At 40.8% G+C, this 20,792-nt stretch carries 15 protein-coding genes; 7 read left to right on the top strand and 8 right to left on the bottom strand.

Going from position 1 to position 20,792, the window contains the following annotated elements; translation table 11 throughout:
- Positions 1–61: 61 nt before the first annotated feature.
- From PI95_RS15535 to PI95_RS15525, 3 genes are all read right to left on the bottom strand, one after another.
- Complete coding sequence (locus tag PI95_RS15535) at positions 62–1,252, bottom strand: NAD(P)/FAD-dependent oxidoreductase (protein WP_039739736.1); 1,191 nt, start codon at positions 1,250–1,252, stop codon at positions 62–64.
- Positions 1,253–1,285: 33 nt separating this feature from the next.
- A complete protein-coding gene (locus PI95_RS15530; protein WP_039739737.1) occupies positions 1,286–1,858 on the bottom strand; it encodes a GNAT family N-acetyltransferase in 573 nt (190 codons plus the stop codon).
- 346 nt (positions 1,859–2,204) lie between these two features.
- Positions 2,205–4,946, bottom strand: coding sequence for a cation-transporting P-type ATPase (locus PI95_RS15525; RefSeq protein WP_039739738.1), 2,742 nt, complete (start codon positions 4,944–4,946; stop codon positions 2,205–2,207).
- Between the two features lie 155 nt (positions 4,947–5,101).
- Between PI95_RS15525 and PI95_RS15520 the strand changes: the two genes are divergently transcribed.
- Positions 5,102–6,166, top strand: a complete 1,065-nt coding sequence (locus tag PI95_RS15520; protein WP_039739741.1) for an AAA family ATPase — start codon at positions 5,102–5,104, stop codon at positions 6,164–6,166.
- Between the two features lie 58 nt (positions 6,167–6,224).
- On the opposite strand, the gene PI95_RS15515 is transcribed toward PI95_RS15520, so the two are convergent.
- Positions 6,225–7,631 carry a phospholipase D-like domain-containing protein gene (locus PI95_RS15515; RefSeq protein WP_039739744.1) on the bottom strand — a complete coding sequence of 469 codons (1,407 nt, stop codon included), beginning with the start codon at positions 7,629–7,631 and terminating at the stop codon, positions 6,225–6,227.
- Positions 7,632–7,746: 115 nt separating this feature from the next.
- Here PI95_RS15515 and PI95_RS15510 point away from each other — a divergent pair, with 115 nt between their 5' ends.
- From PI95_RS15510 to PI95_RS15500, 3 genes are all read left to right on the top strand, one after another.
- A complete protein-coding gene (locus tag PI95_RS15510; RefSeq protein WP_039739756.1) occupies positions 7,747–8,895 on the top strand; it encodes a cysteine desulfurase family protein in 1,149 nt (382 codons plus the stop codon).
- Between the two features lie 104 nt (positions 8,896–8,999).
- Positions 9,000–9,731, top strand: a complete 732-nt coding sequence (locus PI95_RS15505) for a DUF1995 family protein (protein ID WP_039739760.1) — start codon at positions 9,000–9,002, stop codon at positions 9,729–9,731.
- Positions 9,732–9,753: 22 nt separating this feature from the next.
- Complete coding sequence (locus PI95_RS15500; protein WP_039739761.1) at positions 9,754–9,954, top strand: hypothetical protein; 201 nt, start codon at positions 9,754–9,756, stop codon at positions 9,952–9,954.
- Between the two features lie 173 nt (positions 9,955–10,127).
- Here the strand turns inward: PI95_RS15500 and PI95_RS15495 are convergent, their stop codons facing one another.
- Positions 10,128–11,579 (bottom strand): glycoside hydrolase 100 family protein, encoded by a 1,452-nt coding sequence (locus PI95_RS15495; protein ID WP_039739763.1) that lies wholly within the window; start codon positions 11,577–11,579, stop codon positions 10,128–10,130.
- A gap of 1,405 nt (positions 11,580–12,984) precedes the next feature.
- On the opposite strand from PI95_RS15495, the gene PI95_RS15490 reads away from it, so the two are divergent.
- The gene (locus PI95_RS15490) at positions 12,985–14,070 is read left to right on the top strand and encodes a hypothetical protein (protein ID WP_039739766.1); all 1,086 of its coding nucleotides are present in this window, start codon (positions 12,985–12,987) and stop codon (positions 14,068–14,070) included.
- Positions 14,071–14,225: 155 nt separating this feature from the next.
- Here the strand turns inward: PI95_RS15490 and PI95_RS37175 are convergent, their stop codons facing one another.
- The 3 genes from PI95_RS37175 to PI95_RS15475 form a co-directional block, all read right to left on the bottom strand.
- Positions 14,226–14,600 (bottom strand): HNH endonuclease, encoded by a 375-nt coding sequence (locus PI95_RS37175; RefSeq protein ID WP_163518922.1) that lies wholly within the window; start codon positions 14,598–14,600, stop codon positions 14,226–14,228.
- Positions 14,601–14,602: 2 nt separating this feature from the next.
- On the bottom strand, positions 14,603–15,406 hold the full coding sequence (locus PI95_RS15480) for a PspA/IM30 family protein (RefSeq protein ID WP_063842309.1): 804 nt from the start codon (positions 15,404–15,406) through the stop codon (positions 14,603–14,605).
- A 348-nt stretch (positions 15,407–15,754) separates the two neighbouring features.
- The gene (locus tag PI95_RS15475) at positions 15,755–17,527 is read right to left on the bottom strand and encodes a DnaJ domain-containing protein (RefSeq protein WP_039739768.1); all 1,773 of its coding nucleotides are present in this window, start codon (positions 17,525–17,527) and stop codon (positions 15,755–15,757) included.
- A gap of 159 nt (positions 17,528–17,686) precedes the next feature.
- Between PI95_RS15475 and PI95_RS15470 the strand changes: the two genes are divergently transcribed.
- Both PI95_RS15470 and PI95_RS15465 read left to right on the top strand, forming a co-directional pair.
- Positions 17,687–18,880, top strand: a complete 1,194-nt coding sequence (locus PI95_RS15470; protein WP_039739783.1) for a Coenzyme F420 hydrogenase/dehydrogenase, beta subunit C-terminal domain — start codon at positions 17,687–17,689, stop codon at positions 18,878–18,880.
- Positions 18,881–19,272: 392 nt separating this feature from the next.
- Positions 19,273–20,634, top strand: coding sequence for an alkaline phosphatase PhoX (locus tag PI95_RS15465; RefSeq protein WP_039739786.1), 1,362 nt, complete (start codon positions 19,273–19,275; stop codon positions 20,632–20,634).
- The last annotated feature ends 158 nt before the right edge of the window (positions 20,635–20,792 follow it).

Here is a 20,792-nt window from a genome sequence, read left to right as displayed (position 1 = left end):
CGTTCTGGACCGAACGTCTCTACAATATGTGTGAACTGCTAATTCTATCACATGAAAGTCTCTACGACGAAAGTGCTTCGATGATAGGACGGGCTAACCAGTTAAAACCAACTTTTAGCTGATGATCTAAAGTTGGCATCCGATAGAGGTAAGCTAGACGACGAGCGATCGCTGCCAAAGAACCATCTAATTTAACTCCTAAACCGGTGAGGGTAGCGTTGTCTATCCCTAGTGTCATCATTTCCCCTAACTGCTGGTAGCGGAAGGGAAGTAAAGGGCGATCGCTTAAAGTTGCCCAGATATTCCATGCGGTATAATCAGCTTGTTGAAAAGCAGCTTGGGCGGTTGCGGGGACTTGCTGACCTTCGATATCATGAGAGTCTGCTAAGTCTCCTAAAGCAAAGATTTCTGGATGGTCAATTACTTGCAGTGTTGGTGTAGTGGTAATTTGACCGCGCTGATTTTGCTTCAGGGGAAGATTTTTCACTACCGGACTAACTCGCGTTCCCACTGTCCAGATTACCAAATCTACGGGAATTGTATCAACCTGATTTTTATAATCTAGGGAAATGCTATCTTGAGTAATTGATTCAACTTTGGTTTCTAAATCAATAAAAACACCTCGCGCTTCTAAAGCTTTGCGTGCAGCTTCGCGGTTATATTCTGGGGAAGTTCGCAAAATTTGATCGCTGAGTTCAACTAAACGAAAGCGTCCTCTTTCACCTAACCTGTCTGCAAGTTTGCAAGCTAACTCTACACCACTGTAACCACCACCAACAATTGCGACGCGGATTTTGTCTGCTGGTGATTCTTCTAAAACGCGCAGACGTTCTTCTAGATTATACGCATCAGCAACGCTGCGGAAGGGGTAAGCGTGGGATGAAGCACCCGAAACTAAATCTAAAGGTGTTTCTCCACCCAGCGCTAAAACTAAGCGATCGTAGGGAATTTCCTGACTATTCTGTAAGTGTACTCTTTGCTGGTCTATGTCAATTTCCGATACGAGTGATTGACAAAAACGTATACCTGTGTTTTGTAGAAGTTCTTCAAAAGGTGGGGCAATTTCCCAAGTTTGTAGTTCCCCGGTGAGAAGTTCGTAGAGTAGGGGGGAGAAGAGGAAGCGATCGCTTTGATCTACCAGAACAATTTCCGGTTTTTGCGTAGCCCAAGGTAACTGACTTAAACGTAAGGCAGTGTGAAGACCACCAAAGCCTCCACCTAGTATACAGATTCTAGCAGGTTGTTGAGTCATCGGTCTTTAAGTCGGCATAGCGAGGGAGTTCTTTTAGTTTAATGATTTATTTCTATCTCTGACCATTAACCAGCTATCTTGATATTTTCCTTCATGTAGTTCATGTTTGGGCAAAATTTTCACTTTTTCAAAGCCACATTTCTCGTAGCAGCGGATAGCACGAGTATTCCTCACATGTGGATCGATGACAATTTTTTCAGCGTGTAATTCTGCAAAAAGATAGTTGACAAGCGTTGATAATATTTTCGTACCAATTCCTTGATTCCAATAATTCGTTTCACCGATAAACAAGTCAATTGCATAAACATTATTTGTTTCATTTAAACAATACGTTTGTCTGTCGTTTTCCGATAAGTCATCAAGCAAGCAATATTGAATATAACCAATAGGTAGTTTGTCATAATAAACCAGACAAGGGATAACCGGGTCATCTCCCATGACTTGGGGTTTGTATGCTTCGATAATTCTTTCTAAAGGAAAAGGATTATCTCTTCCTTCGTAAAATTCTAAAACTTTATCATCAGTCAGCCATTTTGCCATTAACTGATAGTCGTGCGTTTCGTCTTGCATTTTACGAATCATGATTTTATCGTTTTTGATTATCATCTCAAGTCAAAATTATTTTTTCAATTTCGAAGACTTAACTTGTCATCCCAATGACAAAATAAAAATATAAAAAGTCCCAAAAGTCAGGGCGATCGCATAAATTAATCAAATTAAAAAGCATAATTAACGGTATATCTTGCCTGTAATGACCTATTGCAATTATAAAACTTAAAAAACGAACCGCGAAGACACGAAGGACACGAAGAAAGAAAGATGTTTATAGGACTTATGCAAAAACCCTCTCGCTCCTCTTATTCCTTTGTGTCCTTCGCGTCTTCGCGGTTCGTTATCTCTATGCTTGCCACCCTTATAGACCAACAAAAGAAGGATACCAAATAAAATCTTTTTAATTCGGTGGATCTAACCTATTCACAAACGTTGCCCAAATAATCATCGGTGAACCCACGGCAAGACAGAACAACCACTGTTGAAAACTCAAAGGTGCAGTTGAAAATACCTGATTAATCAAAGGCACATGTGAAAAGACAATTTGCAAAGCGATCGCTCCCACAATTCCCAATCCAATTGCCGGAATATCAACATTTTCTTTAATCGTTCCATCCATCTTCGCAATTAAATTCGGTACTAATTGACTAATACTCAGCATGTAAAAAATCCGCCCCGCAATCAAGGAATTTATCGACATTGTTCGAGCTAAATCTATATTTCCCGTAGTTTGACGAATATATTCAAATACTCCGAAAATCACCAACCAGTTAAACAAAGAGATTGCTAAAATCCGCTTTACCCGACTGCCAGAAAGTAACGGTTCGTTGGGATGACGTGGTGGTTGTGTCATCACGTTTGCTGCTTTAGGTTCAAAGGCTAAAGGTACAGTCATTGTGATGGAATTGAGCATGTTTAACCAGAGAACTTGTAACGATAAAATCGGTAAGTCTCTTGATAATAAAGTGCTGAGTAAAATTGTCATCGATTCTCCACCGTTGACAGGGAGAATAAAGCAAATTGCTTTTAGAAGATTCTTATAAACTGCCCGTCCTTCTTCTATAGCAGCTTCAATGGAAGCGAAATTATCATCAGTTAGCAGCATATCTGCTGCTTCTTTGGCGACTTCCGTACCTGCACCACCCATCGCAATGCCGATATCTGCTTGTTTTAATGCGGGTGCGTCGTTGACACCATCTCCCGTCATTGCGACAACTTCACCTTTTGACTGCAAAGCTTCAACTAAACGCAGTTTCTGTTCGGGTGCGACACGGGCAAATACTACACCTTCTTCAGCGACTTGTGCAAGTTCGGTGGGATTCATTTGCGCTAGTTCTGCACCGCTAAAAGCGAGAACTGAACCATTTTTATTGATTCCCATGCGTCGAGCGATCGCTTGTGCTGTGACTGCATGATCGCCTGTAATCATCTTTACCTGAATTCCGGCATTTTGACAAGCTTCTACGGCTTTAATCGCACTTTCACGCGGTGGATCGATCATTCCCTGCAAACCGAGGAAAATCAATCCTGTCTCTATATCATTATGATCCACCGTCGTTTGCTCATTTGACATCGGCTTTTTCGCCAAAGCTAGCACCCGCAAGCCTTGCCGTGCCATAATATTCACTTCCCGCTCAATCGTGGTTTGGCGTAAGGTTTCTACACAATCCATCGGACGTGTCTGTCCATCGCTATTTAGCATCAAGGTACAGCGTTGGAGAATCGCTTCCACCGAACCTTTGACGTAAATCGTCTTTCCCTTTGCAGTTACGTGCAAAGTCGCCATGTACTGGAAATCTGACTCAAAAGGAATCGCATCTAGTTTGGGCATTTGCTTGGCAAGCATCGACTGGCTAAAACCAGCTTTTTCCGCAGATGCAATCAACGCGCCTTCTGTCGGGTCTCCCAATACTACCCACTTCCCATTCTTCTTTTCTAAATGCGAGTCATTGCACAACAAACCTGCAATCAGACATTCTTGCAATCCGCGCTGGCGATTTAAGTCAACAATGTCATCACTTAGAATCTCCCCTTCTGGATTATAACCGACCCCAGTTAAATTATATTGATGTCCTCCCGCATAAATTGCTTGCACCGTCATTTGATTTTCCGTCAAAGTGCCTGTTTTATCAGAACAAATCACAGTTGCACTTCCTAAAGTCTCCACCGCTGGCAATTTGCGGATAATTGCGTGTCGCTTTGCCATTCGCGAAACGCCGATCGCTAGTGTGACTGTAACTACGGCTGGTAAACCTTCAGGAATCGCACTCACAGTTAAAGTGACGGCTGCTTCTAAAGCATCTTGAAAATTTCTGTAACTCAGTCCAACTACAAAGGTGAGGGTTGCTAATCCCAACACCATATACAACCAATTTTGACTGAATTTGTCGAATTTACGAGTTAAGGGAGTAGAAACATCTGTATGTTGTTCCATTAACTGCGAAATTCGCCCAGTTTCGGTATTGTTACCCGTCGCAACTACAATACCCATTCCCTGCCCAAAGGTGACGAAACCACCTGCATACGCCATGTTTTTTCGTTCGGCAAGGGGTGTGTCTGTTTTTAAAGGTTGGGTAATTTTCTCAATCGCTACAGATTCACCTGTCAGCGCTGATTCATCAATTTGGAGATTTTTGACTTGAATTAACCGTAAATCTGCTGGGACTTTATCGCCAGAGGTAAGCAGCACCACATCCCCAGGAACTAATTGTTGCGAAGGAATGCGTAATTTTTCACCATCGCGTAGAACTACGGTTTCTGTAGTTATCGCTTTCGCTAAAGCAGCGATCGCTCCTTCGGCTTTTGATTCCTGCACGAAACCAATAATTGCATTGGTTGTGGTGACACCCCAAATCACTCCCGCATTCACAAAGCTGCCAGATAGTGCTTTTACTAATCCCGCACACAGCAAGATGATTAGTAAAGGCTGGTTAAATTGCAAAAGAAACTTCAACCACCAAGCTTTGCTTTTCTTCGCCGTAAGTTCGTTTGCGCCATATTTCGCTAAACGCTGTTTAACTACGGCATCACTCAATCCGGTTGTTGGATCGGTTTCTAATAAAGCGATCGCTTCCTTCATTTCCCAAGAATGGCAAACTGGGGTTTGTTCTGATGACCCTACCGCAGATGTTGTTACTTGCATGACTGTAGATATTTGAGAGTGTTATATATGTTTTAGCACTAGTAAATAGTGTTATAAAAATTTAAACACTAATTTTTTTGATGCAGACAATAGTTCCTTTCAATGGTCTATGCTTGCACTAGCGGTGAGGACTCGATAAAGGCGAAAAGCGTGTAATGTCTACTTCATTAGAATTGATTGGGCGATCGGCGGAATTTCAGCGGATAGTCGATGCGCTGGCTGAAGATGGTGACTTGCTGATTGTGGGTGTAGCTGGAAGTGGACGACGTACCTTAGTGCGAAGTGCGGCAAAAGCAGTGAAAGCGATCGTTTTAGAGGTAGACTGTATACGCGCTACTGATGGTGAAAGATTTTTGCAATTATTGGCTGAGACGATTAGTCAAAGCTTTGAAGCAGCAGAAATTAACGCTTGGTTAGACAACACAGCTAGAGAACTTTTTGCTTTTCATCCCCAAGACGGTAAACTTAAGCTGCTGCGTTCTCTCAACCAAAAACAGCTATGGCAAGCATTTGAAATATTGATTTTGTTACCACAACAATTAGTTACAGGTTCAGAACAACGTGTAATCTTGATTTTACAGAGTTTCCCTCACATTCGTTCTTGGGATCGTAATAATTTATGGGAAGCGACACTGCGACGAGAAATTAAACGGCAAGATAGAGTAAGTTACATTTTAATTGCCACGATTGCGGAAACAAGTAACCAAACTGATTATCCTTTAGAAACGGTGCAATTAGCTCCTTTAGCAAATGAAGTTTTGGCACTATGGACAAGAGAAATTTTGCAAACCCAAGAATTAACATTTGATTTCCGTTCCAAAGCATTGCAATTATTCATAAATGCCGTGCAAGGACACATCGGTGATGCAATGGCATTGATTCGTCGTCTAGAAATTTTGCGTTGTCCAGATGGGATAATTACAGAACAAGAAGTAGAACAAGCAATTAGCGGATTGCTGAAAGATTTATCGATTACTTTTGAGTCTTTACTGATGTTACTTCCGGCAAATCAAGTGCATCTTTTAGAATGTTTGGCAATAGATCCGACTGATAAACCTCAACGTCGAGAATACATTCAAAAACATGGTCTTTCTCGTGGTGGAAGTTTGCAAGGTGCTTTAACTGGACTTCAGCATAAAGGTTTAATTTATGATGCTGAACATGGTTATAAATTGGCGTTACCGTTACTTGCTTTGTGGTTGCGTCAGCGATTAAGTTAATGTAGTAAGGGCTTTAGCCCTTTTATTGAGCGATAAATCGCTCACTACGAATTAAATTTTACGAACACTGTTTTTCTTGGGTTTTAATTTTCTCTAATTTCTTTGGCGGTAAGCCGATTTTGGCATTCTTATAAAGACGTTCAAATTCTCGCATATAATGAGCCGCAACTACAGGATTTTCGATTATTAAAAGTGTTTCGTCATTACCATTATTTGCCGCTTCTGACCAATTGTGAGAACCTGTAATTACGATTTGTCCATCTATGACAGCAAATTTATGATGCAATAAATCACCTTTGGGTAATAAAGGTACACCAACTGTGGTAATGGGATTTTGCCAAGGATGATTATTCAGTTCATATTTACATTTGTTTCTGAAAGCAATACCCATCATATCTAATGCTTCACTATATGAACGATAAGCGAATTGAGGTTCAATCAAAGCGCGAATTTTCACACTTTCTTGATGACGATTTTCTAAGATATTAGCAAGATGCTGTTCGGAAAAGACAAATAATGCCATATCGACGTTATTTGTCGCGGAAGTTAAAGTTTTGCCGATTAAACCGTTACTGCTTTTACTCCAAGGTTGAGTTGGGGAAGTTGGTGAAAACTGCACGGTAATTTTGCTTGCACCCAAGCTGATTTTTTCAGGTAAGCGTAATGGTTTTTTCAAGCCAAATTTACTATCTGATTTTCCTGCTTGTCCATCGCCCCACATGATGTTAAACTCTTTGGTGAATAAAGCCGCTAATTCTGGGCTGTCGATATTCAATAAATTATTGGCGTTACCTAAAGTGGTATTATTAGAATAATCTCCATGAATGTCACTCAAGGTAAAATTAGCCGAAGTAACAATCACAATGCGATTATCGACAATCACAAATTTATGATGCATCAAATCGCTACCTCGTGAATTATCTGCTCTATCATCAACTATAGGGACTTTCGCATTACGCAAAATCGCCAAAGCATCTCTTTGGTTGATTTCCTCTGAACTAAGTTGATTATCTTTGTTAATGTCTACAAATTGCCGAAATTCTTGATATCTTTCCTTTTCTCTCAACTCTTGCTTACCAACTTCTGCCGCAGTGAAACTACTCCAAGCACGACTATAAGTGTTTTCCAAAATTAATCTCACCTTAACTCCAGCTTTTTGTCTATCAACCAACGCTTGTGCAACTTTGGGTAGACGCAATTCTTGTACTGCTACATCTACTGTTGATTTAGCTTGGTAAATTGCATCAACAATCTGTTTTTCTAAATCATCCCCAAGACGGGTTTGCTGTCGGTAAGGTTCTTTATATTCTGAAGACTCGGAATGGTTAAAGTAAACTTTGACTAATAAATCTTGCGGTAGCGGTTGAAGACGTTTACTGTCAGACTGGACTCGCTGACAACCAGCGAGAGTAAGTATCAGTAAAAAGATAAAATAAAAATGTCTTTGGGTAGAAAAAATTTGCACCTTAGTCTGCTAATCGTTGGGTGAACAAATTTATAATTCCCAAATAAGAAAGTTTTTCAACGCAGAATTAGCCAAATGTCAAAAGTTGCCAGCGTGTGTTCTCCCGCAATATAATATGCAAATTTATTTAGATTACAGTGCGACTACTCCCACTCGTTCTGAAGCGATCGCCACAATGCAAGCAATCCTCACTCAACAGTGGGGCAATCCTTCCAGCTTACACGAGTGGGGACAGCGAGCAGCAACAATTGTCGAACAAGCGAGAATGCAGGTTGCCGGATTAATAAACGCAGTCGATCCGCAATCGATTATCTTTACCTCTGGGGGTACGGAAGCTGATAATCTGGCAATTATGGGTATCGCCCGTTTGTACGCGGTTCCCCAACATATGATAATATCCAGTGTGGAACATTCTGCGATTTCTGAACCTGCGCGATTATTGGAAATGTGGGGTTGGCAAATAACCCGCTTGCCGGTGGATGCGAAAGGTACAGTAAATCCTGTAGATTTAGAAGCAGCGTTGCAACCTAACACCGTGCTGATTTCCGTGATTTACGGTCAAAGTGAAGTTGGAACAGTCCAACCAATAGCCGAATTAGGAAATATTGCGCGATCGCACAACGTCATATTCCACACAGATGCTGTGCAAGTTGCCGGACGCTTGCCAATAAACGTACAAACACTCGCTGTAGATTTACTTAGTCTATCCAGCCATAAAATCTATGGATGCCAAGGTGCAGGAGCGCTGTATGTCCGTCCTGGTGTAGATTTAGCGCCTTTGTTGAGTGGTGGAGGGCAAGAAATGCGACTGCGTTCAGGTACGCAAGCAGTGCCAAATATTGCCGGATTTGGTGTGGCAGCGGAATTAGCAACGCAAGAAATAGTAACGGAAACACCACGTTTAATTAAATTACGCGATCGCTTGTTTTCCCAATTAGCCGATATTCCTGGTTTAATACCTACAGGCGATATGATTTACCGCTTACCTCATCATGTCAGTTTCTGTCTGCAATACGCTGATGGGGAAAAACTCAGCGGTAAAACTTTAGTACGAATGATGAATTTAGCTGGCATTGGTATTAGTGCAGGTGCTGCTTGTAATAGTGGTAAACTTAGTCCAAGTCCGATATTGTTAGCGATGGGTTATTCAGAAAAAGCTGCATTAGGAGCAATTCGCATGAGTTTAGGACGCGAAACCACTTCCGCTGATGTAGATTGGGTAGCGATGGTGTTCAAGCAAATTTTGCAAAGGTTGACCAAATAATTATTAATTTATAATTCATAATTCATAATTTCACAGACAGAGCTACTCAATTCATTGATGGTAACAAATCAATTTATTCTTTATAAAACCTAAAATCGTTTAAAATGGCTGAACTTCCTAATACTTTAGAAGACGCGATCGCTCAAGCACAAGTCGCTACCCAAGCTGCGCTAACAGATGGTTATAAACGTCTGCAAGTTGAGTTAGTCTTCCCAGAACTCAAACATATGTCAGTCGCGGAGCAATTTTTACCAGCTTTTCAATCATATGATTCTCGTCTGAAAATATTCTTTACCGATGCGGGTGCTGCGGCTCTTGCCCGTCGCGACTGGGCAGATGTACCATTTAAAATTGAAGATATTGGCAGTGGTAGAGTTGCTTCCCTAGAATCAAAAATTCAGCCAGAAGACGAAATTTTCTTATTTATCGCTCCCACTTCTGTAGAAGTGCCACAGCTGGAAAAACTATGTGAATATATAGGCGATCGCCCTTTTGTCCTTTTAAATCCTCGCTTAGATGATGCTGGAGTTGTGGGTATCGGTTATGCAGCAAGACAAGTCCGCGATCGCTTCATTAGCACCCTTGAATCATGTTACTACCTGCGTCCTGTAGATGATGAAACAGGTGTATTTCGCTGCTACCCTCAACAGTGGGAAGTCTGGGTACAAAAAAGCGGTAATTACGAAAAAATAGCCGATTTACCCAATAAACCAGCCGGTGACGAGGTGGATCTGATTCTAGCAAAAAAATCGCAAACCTCAACTGATGGTACACGCACGAAAAAGCCCAGTATATTCAAGAATTTGCAACGTTTCCTCAAAGCGTTGAGTAGTTAAATTTTATTAACAGGAATATGTAATGGAACGTTCAAAAATAGTGGCAATTATTACAGGTGCAATTTCGATAATTTTAGCGATCGCCTACCTAATTCTTGTCCAGTTGCTAGACTTTCGGGGAGAAATGAAACCTGCCCCCATTAGCCAACTTAACCAATCAGCAGTCATTACTTATCATCATCCAGCTGATGACAAGGAGATAAAACTAGTATATATATCTTAAAAATCTAAATTCTTCAGATACCCGACTTCTTAAAGAAGTCGGGTATCTTGTTTTTCACGATTCCTAAACGGATTGCTATATAGAGTTGTTAACCGATAAAAAATAAATTTGGAAAATTCTTCAAGGATAAAGGCTGCCTAAGCAGCCCATCAACTGGACTTTAGACTACTTATTTAAGCGCGAGAAGTGTAAGTATCTACACTGTTGATTTCAAACTCACACGCTCTAGAAACTACTTCTGGAGGTAATTCATCAAAACTGACTAATGGTAAATAAGAAGGGTTTGCCATTAGTTCTTTTGCCAATAAAAATCCAGTAATAGTCCAGGTTTGAAATTTCCTGGCTTGCTTACCCATCAGTCGTCCTTTTTTCCCATCATAATATTCGGGCCATTCATCATCACTCAAACGTGCTTCGGCAATTTCAATCGCCATTTGTGCGAGATTTGTTCTGTTAGTTTTTACCGCTGCTGCTGCCAACATCCACATTAAAACGGGCCAGCTGCCACCGTTATGATAAGACCAAGGAATATTTTTGGGGTCACATCCAGTTACAGTTCTGTATTCATCATTTTCCAAAGCGGGGAAACAGATTTTCATCGGCATATCTCCCACTAAATCGTCCCATCGTTTCTCAATGAGATTCATAATCGCTTGCGATTGCTCAACGCTTGCCAGATCGGAAACGATCGCCATCAAGTTTCCGACTGAAAAAAAGCGAGTATCTAGCTGCGAGGGTCCAACATTACCTGCTAGATAACCACCTTTTTTTGGCAACCACTTATCTAATTCATAATAGGGAAGAGAATCTGCATATACATTGAAAAGATTAACCGCTGTTTTGCCATATTCTTCACCCTTAAAGCGATAAATTGCATTTAGGCGATTGATATCTATCCAATAATGCTGACGAATATGAGCGCATAATAGAGGTAAGCGGTTATCAATTGCTTCGACAATATCTTGATTGCCTTTACAAATTAATAACTCGCGAGCCGCACGCAATGCAGCATAAAATAGAGTTTGAATTTCTAAAGGATGCCCGTAGATACCTAGACGACGGTCAATCATACAAGCACCATCTGGAACTAACAGCGTTGGATACATATCAAAGCGAGTTGCCAAGCAAAGTTCCATAATTAACCTGATACCTTTTTGGAATTCAGGTTGATAAGCTAGAGAAAAATCTTTGGTAGAGATGACATAAGCACGCAATAAAATCATCCACCACAGACAAGAATCAACAGGTGTCACTCTGGCGATCGCGTGTTCGCCGAAATCAGCTTCTAAATATTCTTCTCCTTTGTGAGATACAACTTTGAAGCTAGCTGGAATCAAACCCCTACCTGGCTTATAAGCATCTAATTCTCTTTCTTTCGGCTGTAACTTTAAGGTTTCTTCGAGAAAATTACGCACAATTTCTGCTCTGCCTTTAATCAGAAAAAGTAACGCAGAAGAAACAAAATCTCGAATAAAACACTGGTCATAATTGAGCGCTTCTACTGATACATCATAGGCGGCTACCGTGCCCACGGGACGCCCTTGATAGTAAAGAATCGATTTCTCTAGTGCTTCCCATGCTTCTTGGTCTACACTTTTAATTGTTACTAATTCGTTTAGTTGCATCGCTCTTTATATCTCCGTTTAGATTTTGTACTTATATTGTGTCTTGTGGTAGATGTGCCCTGATTATTATTTTTGCTATTCCGATCATAACAAAGACAATTTTTTGAGCAGCAATACAATCAGCTAATAATTTATCCAAAAATAGCAGATAAAGCTGCTTTTTGAGCAGCTTATCTAAAATTTTTGGTTATTTTGATAAATTGTATTTATACTGAATTAAATCATTTATTTTTTCATGTAAGTAGTATTAACATAATCGTTTCTAAAAGTGCAGTCAAATATACTTTTCAATGAGGATTTTTTCTGTTTCACATTCGGAATAATTACTTGAAAAACATAACTATACCTCATGCGCTGTTTCGGCTTCACATTAAATTAAAGCTGAAACAGCGTATTTACTTAAATTTGATTTAGCTTTTTACACTACAAATTAAATTATTCCCCTATTAGTTAATAATTTATAACGAATTTTCAGAAGATGCAATATAGTTTTAAAATTTTCGTCATCATTTTTTCATAAAAGCCGAATATTTTAACATACATATCTTTTCGTTCACATGTGTTATTATCCAGTTCAAAAGCCAGAGTGCAGCTAGAGAAAGGCATACAGGCTTTACACGATCAACCAGAAAACTTGCACGCAGACAAAATGAAAAAAGATGGAGACAAGATAAAGTGATTTTTGAAACAACAATAAAATTTCTACTGCTTGAACTTAAGTAATATTATCGATGCGGTCAGAGGATTCAAGACTTTTTTCTACTGAAGTTCCTCAAACAGCGATAGCATTCGATACATAATAATAAAAGCAAATTACTCAGTTATTTATAGACTAAGAAAGCGAAAATTTCTAATGTACGTAATTCATAACAAGATTTGTTGCTAGATCCGGCAATAAAACAAGCGTTTGCTACTCTCTCCACAAAAACAGCAATACGAACTATCGCATAAAGTATGTTTGTTGGATAGTTCTTTTTCTTATGCTGTTAAGATTTAAAACTTATCGTTTGAAATTAATTGCTATTTTGTAACTATTGTTACTGACGCACTAGTAAATATAATATACCCATTTGCAGGAGGCAACGGGTACGGATCGGCAAGAATTTGTAAAATCTTCCGGATGAATCTTAAAGTTAGTGTAAACTACAATTTTAATCAGGTTGCGTCCAGAAGCTAAAGCACTACCAACTGAAGGAGCGCTCGCCCAACTTTGGCGGTTGGCATGAGTAGATTTGCTTACGCACGTTTTTGTAAAAGCGATCGCTCCGACATAGCAATCTTTATATTGGCTCAGAAGTAATCTAACTTAATTAATATGTAGTAATTATACTTGATATTATGCAGGGCGTAATTATATGAATAATCTACAGAAAGTTAATTAATCAAGTTTAGTCAGGAAAAATTTATGTTAAAAACCTCTCAACCTGTGAAAACTCCCACGGTTGACCGTTTGCTCAATCTTTGGGCACAGCGCTACACAGTTGATTTATCCTCTCTATCTTTAGAAAACGGAGCATCCGCTGAAGAGTTGCTCAAAGCCTCATCCCCAGAGGGTCGAGCCTTAACTGCTACCAAGTTAAAGGATAACGTATTAGATATCAACTGCAACATGGCATGGATACAAACAAAAACCCTTTACTCTTATATTCCTAACATTTTAGATTTGAACGAGGCAAAGCGCATAACTCAATTTGCCTTTAGGGTGTATAGAAAAGTACTAGAAATTTATCAAAAACAGTCAATAAATACTGGCTCAGTTTCGGTTGAAAGTAAAGATAATTCCCTTACTTTATGGGCAATTCCAGCAATTGAGGAACTAGCATACGCTCTTGAACCAATATTATTGGTGTTTCAAGAACAACACATTGCATCTAAGGATTGGCGTGCCCTAGGTTTTTTGACAACGCAGTTGAATTTTAGCAATAGTTTAATTCTGAAAAAACTTACACCATGTGAAAAAATATTGCTTGCTTCTTACTTAAACTTTGTCGAAGAGCAAGTTGCGATGCCGTGGCAGCGAGTCTGCAATCAAAGTGCTAAATATAAATTCAATTCGCCTGAGTTTATGATTGTAGAGCAAATGTTACCAGCAGCTAGGGATATTGCTCAAAGTGTTTATAATCGACTTGTAGAATTATTGCCCAATCATCGCAGCCGTCGGGGAAAATTGAATGATTCTGGTGTAACACACTCTTGCCTTCGTGACTTAAATATGTTTCAGGCATATTTATGGTTGTGTTTTTTAGAGGGTAGTATGGCATCATTTGAAGAAGAATTGCTTCCTTTATGTGAGATGGTTGTCGAGGGAGTAGAAATCAAATGGGAAATGACAGAAAAATGGTGTCAAGTATTAGGGGATGAAATTATTAGGCGTGTGAATCCAGAACAAAAAGCTTTGTTGCTGCCTTATACTGAGCGAATGCAGGAAATATTTTTGCAAAAGCGATCGCGCTTGGGTTTTCGAGAGGAATCTGTTGAGAGTGCTGTTTGATTAAGCAAGGTCTCACGCAGAGGCAAGCCAGCGCCGTGCGGGGGTGGAGGAGTGAGGCGACTGGCGCGCAGAGACGCAAAGGAAGAGGGAAAATAGTGAAAGCCCTTCGGTGAGTTCACTGAAGGGCTATTTCCGATAATTAAAGATTTTGTACGTTATTTTAAGCTACGCGCACCTTTGCCACGATTGCACTTGAAACACAGCGTTCGCAAGTTGCTAATGTCGTTTGTACCTCCTTGAGAAAACGGTTCTTTATGATCGACTTCTAGAGTGACTTCTGGGGGAGTTTTACCACAAGATACACATTTATGATTGTCTCTTTGGAGAACTGTAAAACGAACTGATAGGGGAATGTAACGCGATCGCTTGTTTGCTTGTTGCTTTGGCTGAGATTGAGATTTGGTAACAGGATATTTTTTCGCTTTTGCCTTCTTTACTTTCTCAGGCTTTGGCTCATTTACCAAAACTGCAAAATCCCGAATCACCCCTCGTACAAGTTTTTGCAGTGAATTAGTAGTTTTTCTTGACATTGTTAAGCCCACCCATAGTTTGAGTCGGCTTCTGCTTTAACTTGGGCAATTGTCTTTTCAATAAACCTTAAGTCATTTTCGAGACTGTTTATTACTGTGATTAACTGCTCAAGCTGATTTTTCAGGCTATCAGCAGAATGCTGGTGAGTATGCTTACGAGTCAAAGCTTCACGAGCCAAATCTTCACGTTCTTTTTTCATAGCTAATAAAGCTATTTGATGCCACTCTTGGACTTTATTTTCAGCTTGGTTGTAATTTGCTTGTACTTGTTCTCTGTTACGTTTAGCAAGATGAATATTCTGTAGTATGCTGAATTTTGTTTGGTTAAGAGATTCAACAACTTTGTTTGGGTCATTAGTATCTTGACTACCATCAAGCAACTTCAACAAACCATAACCACCAAGTCCAACAACTGCACCAGCAGCAGCTACAGGAGCCATACCAATGCTAAAACCGCTTCCGGCTGCAAGTAATCCCATCTTTCCAACAGTGGCAGAAACTCCAGCACCACCAACCGCTCCTAGTGCAGCTGCACCCAAAGCTAAGGGATCTTGGTTTTCTATTCCTTTCTTAGCTCCATAAGCAGCCATACCCGTAACCGCTCCCGCAGCCATCAAATGCGGCGCACCAATACCTACAGCTGTTCCTGCGGCTGCTAATCCCATACCACCGACTGTATGAGAAATAGCAGCACCAGTGGCGACTCCTCCAGCAATAAATGCTGCACTTTCTCCTGGTTTGAAATTACCTGCTATATCGTTAAGGTTTGCTTTGACTATGCGGCTGATGCGATTATTTAGTCCCATATTTCTGTCTTTTATTTCCTGGTTATTACTTGGTTAAAAGTGATAGATAATACTATGTTTAGTTTAAGCTGAGTAAGCTTTTGCAACCTCGTTAGAATCAGTGAAATCTTGCTTTTTATTTTTAAATTTTGTGTAAAGTGCAGCCTTGAGCTATCTTAGGTTTTTAGTTAATAAATGATGCTTAACGTGACTTTAGAATTTTCCGCAAAGAGTAACGAACCTTTCTAGGCGCAGAGGAAGCAGAGGAAGAGAGAAGAGAGATTTTTGAAATAGTGAAAGCCCTTCGGTGAAGTTCACTGAAGGGCTAAAAAGAAGATTTTTCAAAAGGTGCTGTGTGTTGATTACCTATCAGCTATTCAATTGCGCTAAAAACTCTTTATAAGCCTGATTAATTGCTTGCATTGAGGCTTTTGCAGTTGCAGAACTGTTGACATCGGGATGATATTGTCTTGCTAATTGAAGGTAGGCTTGTTTGATATCACTGCGATGATTGCCCGGATTTACGCCTAAGATTTCCCACCATTCCCCAGATAGTATTGGGTTAAGTACGGATTCATTAAAGTTTTGTTTTTGAGACCAAATCTTGATGCTTCCACCGTTACCACCACTTACCAACATTTTGCCATCAGGACTGAAGGCAACAGGATTACGCCCAGAAAGAGTTTGTAATACTTCCCCAGTTTGTAGGTTCCAAAGTTTGATGATGCCGTCTCTGCTGCTACTAGCGAGGGTTTGTCCATCTGGGCTGATAGCAACAGATAAAACCGCTGTTGAGTGTCCAGTCAGGGTGTGGAGTAGTTCCTCAGTGTGGAGATTCCACAGCTTAATGGTGGTGTCTGTACTCCCACTAATAAGAGTTTGACCATTAGGACTGATGGCAAGTGTATTAACTGCTGCCAAATGTCCGGTAAGAATACAGCGCTGTTCCCAAGTTTTTACATCCCAAAGTCTAATAGTTTTATCGGCACTGCCACTAGTAAAAATTTTAGCGTCGGGACTGAAAGCAACAGACAAAACTGCATCTAAATGTCCATTAAAGGTACGTTTTACTGTTCCTGTATAGCGTCCCCAAAGTCTAATAGTTTTATCAGCACTACCACTAGCAAGAATTTTTCCATCAGGGCTAAAAGCAACTGAGCAAACAAAGCCATTATGACTGTAGGGAGAATTTAAATAAGAGAGTGTCCTGATAAATTTTCTTGTATCTAGCTGCCAACTGCTGATTTTGCGATCTACACTACCACTGACAATCTGCTGTCCATCAGGGCTGATGGCAACACATAAAACTGCCTCTGCTTGTCCGGAGAAAGTATAAAGCCATTTTCCTGTTTTCAAGTCCCACAGGTTAACTTGTCTGTCATCACTGCCACTAACAAAGGTATTACCATCGGGACTAATAGCGATCGCATTAACTGCGGCTGAGTGACAATGAAGTGTTTGTACACATCTCCAAGTTTCAGATGCTTGGGTGTTGAGGGATATTACTTCTTCTGTATTGAAAGCAGAGGTTTCCGGGGTTATAGATGGCGAGGAATTTGATATTGTAGGATTATGTCTTTCCGCCTTGAGCGCTTGTAACTCATCTTCGACTTCCAAGGCTGCAAATTGTTGGTTGAGATCCTCCCCAGATAAAAATAAATCTAACTCGATAACTGCTGCGGAATAAAAATCCATCTGCAAGACTTTTTCTTCCATTCGCTCAAAAAGCTGTGCGGGAGTTTCACTAATTCCAGATTCGTCTAACAGTTTGGCAATACCATAGGCTGCAAGTCCAACCACTGCACCAACTCCTGCCATCGGTACTGTACCAATACCAAATGCCAAACCTATTTTTGGTGCTACTAATCCCATACCACCAATAACGTTAGAAACGCCAGCACCGCCGATTGCACCAATTCCCATTGCACCGAAAGCCGCAGCATCTCCCTGTGCGATCGCATTAATTACACCATAAGCAGCTGCACCAGCAACAGCGCCGGCACCAACTACAGGAACTATTCCAATTCCAACTGCTCCAAATCCTCCAGCTAATCCCATCCCACCGACAGATGCGGAAACACCAGCACCTCCTACGGCTCCTCCTGCAATAAATACTGCACCTGTTCGAGAAGTTTGTGTCACTTGTTTGAATTTTAAGTAATATTAGTTACTTACAGCTTATACTTGGTAAATTTTTGCGAGTTCAGAGAAATCAATGAAATCTTGCTTTTTATTCTTAAATTTTGTGTAAAGTGCAGCCTTCCGCTATCTTAGGTTTTTAGTTAACAAACTGCGCTTAACATGACTTCAGTTTCTCCTCACAAAAAAGCCAAGGCTCTCAAACCCTCTAGCCGTCGTCCTGCTAAAGAACTTTGTAGCGAGTGCGGACTGTGCGATACATATTACATTCACTATGTCAAGGAAGCCTGCGCTTTTATTAATCAGCAAATAGGCGAACTTGAAGAAGAAACACACGATCGCTCTCGCAATCTCGACAACCCGGATGAACTATATTTTGGTGTTCATCAACACATGACCGCAGCACGAAAAACTCAACCAATCGAAGGAGCGCAATGGACGGGTATTGTTAGCAGCATTGCCATTGAAATGCTCAATCGCGGCATAGTTGAAGGTGTTGTTTGCGTGCAAAACACCAAAGAAGACCGCTTTCAACCGATGCCAATCATCGCCCGAACCGCAGAAGAAATACTAGCGGCACGAGTAAACAAACCAACACTATCACCTAATCTTTCCGTCTTGGAACAGATAGAAAAATCGGGGATGAAGCGACTGTTAGTAATTGGGGTTGGTTGCCAAATTCAAGCATTACGAGCCGTCGAAAAACAACTTGGCTTAGAAAAGCTTTATGTTTTAGGAACACCTTGTGTAGATAACGTTAACCGTGCCGGACTGCAAAAATTCTTAGAAACCACCAGCCGATCGCCTGAGACAGTCGTACATTACGAATTTATGCAAGACTTCCGAGTTCACTTTAAACATGAAGATGGCTCAACAGAAACCGTACCTTTCTTTGGCTTAAAAACCAACAAACTCAAAGATGTTTTTGCCCCTTCTTGCATGAGTTGCTTTGATTACGTCAATTCTCTGGCAGATTTGGTAGTCGGTTATATGGGCGCACCCTTCGGTTGGCAGTGGATTGTAGTTAGAAATGATACAGGCAAACAAATGCTGGATTTAGTGAAAGACCAGCTAGAAACCCAGCCGGTGATGTCGCAGGGAAACCGGAAAGAAGCCGTACAACAAAGCATTCCCGCTTACGATAAAGGCGTTACCCTGCCCATGTGGGCGGCAAAATTGATGGGTGTCGTGATTGAAAAAATTGGTCCCAAAGGATTGGAATATGCGCGTTTCTCGATTGATTCTCACTTTACTCGTAACTATTTATACGTGAAGCGCAATCATCCAGAGAAGTTAGATGCACATGTTCCGGACTTTGCCAAGCGTATTGTCGGGCAGTATAAATTGCCAGAATAATACTTGTTTGCTGTGAGTAAATTAGAGACGCTTTTCAGTTATTTGTTGGGACACGATAATATCGTGTCCCTATTTTTTATCTTAAGAAATGAGAATTTTTATCAATATAAAATTTTGAATATTGCTTCTTAAAACATAGTTAACACCGAGATTAACTGAGCTTAACTTTAAAAGTATATTCTTTGGTTGCATTAACTTAGTTGAGTAGTTGTGGTAACAAAAAATTTTTCGGCAAAAAATTGAGAAATTTTACGTGTTTTAATTATGCTCAAGAGTCAGCTTCGGCGTGAAAAAGCCAGAAATATTTCTCTTGTAGAAATTTATAACACAGCCTAAATATTGCACAACATCTACTAATTTTTACAGACAAATAAAAGAATTATCAGTAAACTATGGCTTTCTCACGAAGACAATTTTTTACTATTGCAGGTGCAACTGCTGCAACTCTTGTTGTTGGAGATACTTTAAAAGCTGTTTATGCTAAAGCCGCTCAAGGAAAATCGCTCACAGGTTCAGGCTATGGTCCGCTCAACCCAGATCCTGATGGCTTGTTAGACTTACCAGACGGATTTAAATACCGAGCATTTTCGCGGACAGGGGATATCATGGCTGATGGTAATCCCGTGCCTGGTGGTCATGATGGCATGGCTACTTTCGCTGGACCAAATCGCTCGGTTATCTTAGTTCGCAACCACGAACTTAGTCCAAACTCCTCAACGCAAGTCATTGGACAAAAGTATGACGAGCTTTGTAAAGGTGGCACAAGTACATTAATCGTTAGCCCAAAGCGTGAACTGATTAGAGATTATGCCTCACTAGCGGGAACTTACCGTAACTGTGCTGGTGGTCTAACTCCTTGGGGGTCATGGATTAGTTGTGAAGAAAACACCTCCACTCCAGAAACAACTCCTGAGACGATAGAACAGCCAGCAAATTCTGGTATCTTCGTACCCAATCCGAACAGAGTTTCTAAACGCCACGGTTATAACTTTGAAGTTCCAGCGCTTCGCAAACCCAAAAAGGGTACTGTTGACCCGGTACCATTAATAGAAATGGGTCGGTTCAACCATGAAGCCGTTGCCATAGACCCCAGAACAGGAATTGTCTATGAGACAGAAGACTCCGGAGATAGCCTTTTTTATCGCTTCATCCCCAATAAACCAGGCAAGTTAGAGGCAGGTGGTATCCTTGAGGCTCTCAAAATTAAGGATATGCCTCAAGCCATAACCAAAACTAATTTCCCTGTAAATGAACCAAAGGAAGTAGAGTGGGTTCGCATTGAAGATTACGATCCCGAAAAAGACACAGTGCGGAAAGAAGGCTTTGAGAAAGGAGCCGCACAATTTGCTCGCGGTGAAGGAATATGGTATGGCAACGGAGAGTTTTACTTTTGTTGTACAAGTGGGGGTGCTAATAGTGGGGGTCAGGTTTGGCGTTACATTCCTGGCAGAAATAAAAGAGAAGGTGGCACCATCGAACTATTTGTTGAGCCAAACGATAGAACCATACTAGATATGCCCGATAACATAGTCGTCGCTCCCTTTGGCGACCTCATACTTTGTGAAGATGGCGACGGCGATAATTTCCTTGTCGGGGTTACTCCTGGTGGGGAACTGTACCAATTTGCTCGTAACGCTCTTAACGATAACGAGTTTGCTGGTGCTTGTTTCTCTCCAGATGGTCAGACGTTGTTCGTGAATATCCAAACCCCCGGAATCACTTTTGCTATTTGGGGACCTTGGAATAAAAAATAGGGAGTGGGAGATGGGGAGATGGGGAGATGGGGGAGTGGAAAGTTAGCAATTAACTATAAAACATCGGCTTGCATTGTTAATGCATCGGCTTGCATTGTTAATGCATCGGCTTGCATTGTTAATGCATCGGCTTGCATTGTTAATGCATCGGCTTGCAT

It is taken from the genome of Hassallia byssoidea VB512170 (assembly GCF_000817785.2).
Classification (GTDB): Bacteria; Cyanobacteriota; Cyanobacteriia; order Cyanobacteriales; family Nostocaceae; genus Hassallia; species Hassallia carrinoi.
Note: the sequence above shows the minus strand (reverse complement) of the source record. Positions and strands in the feature narration are given on the sequence as shown.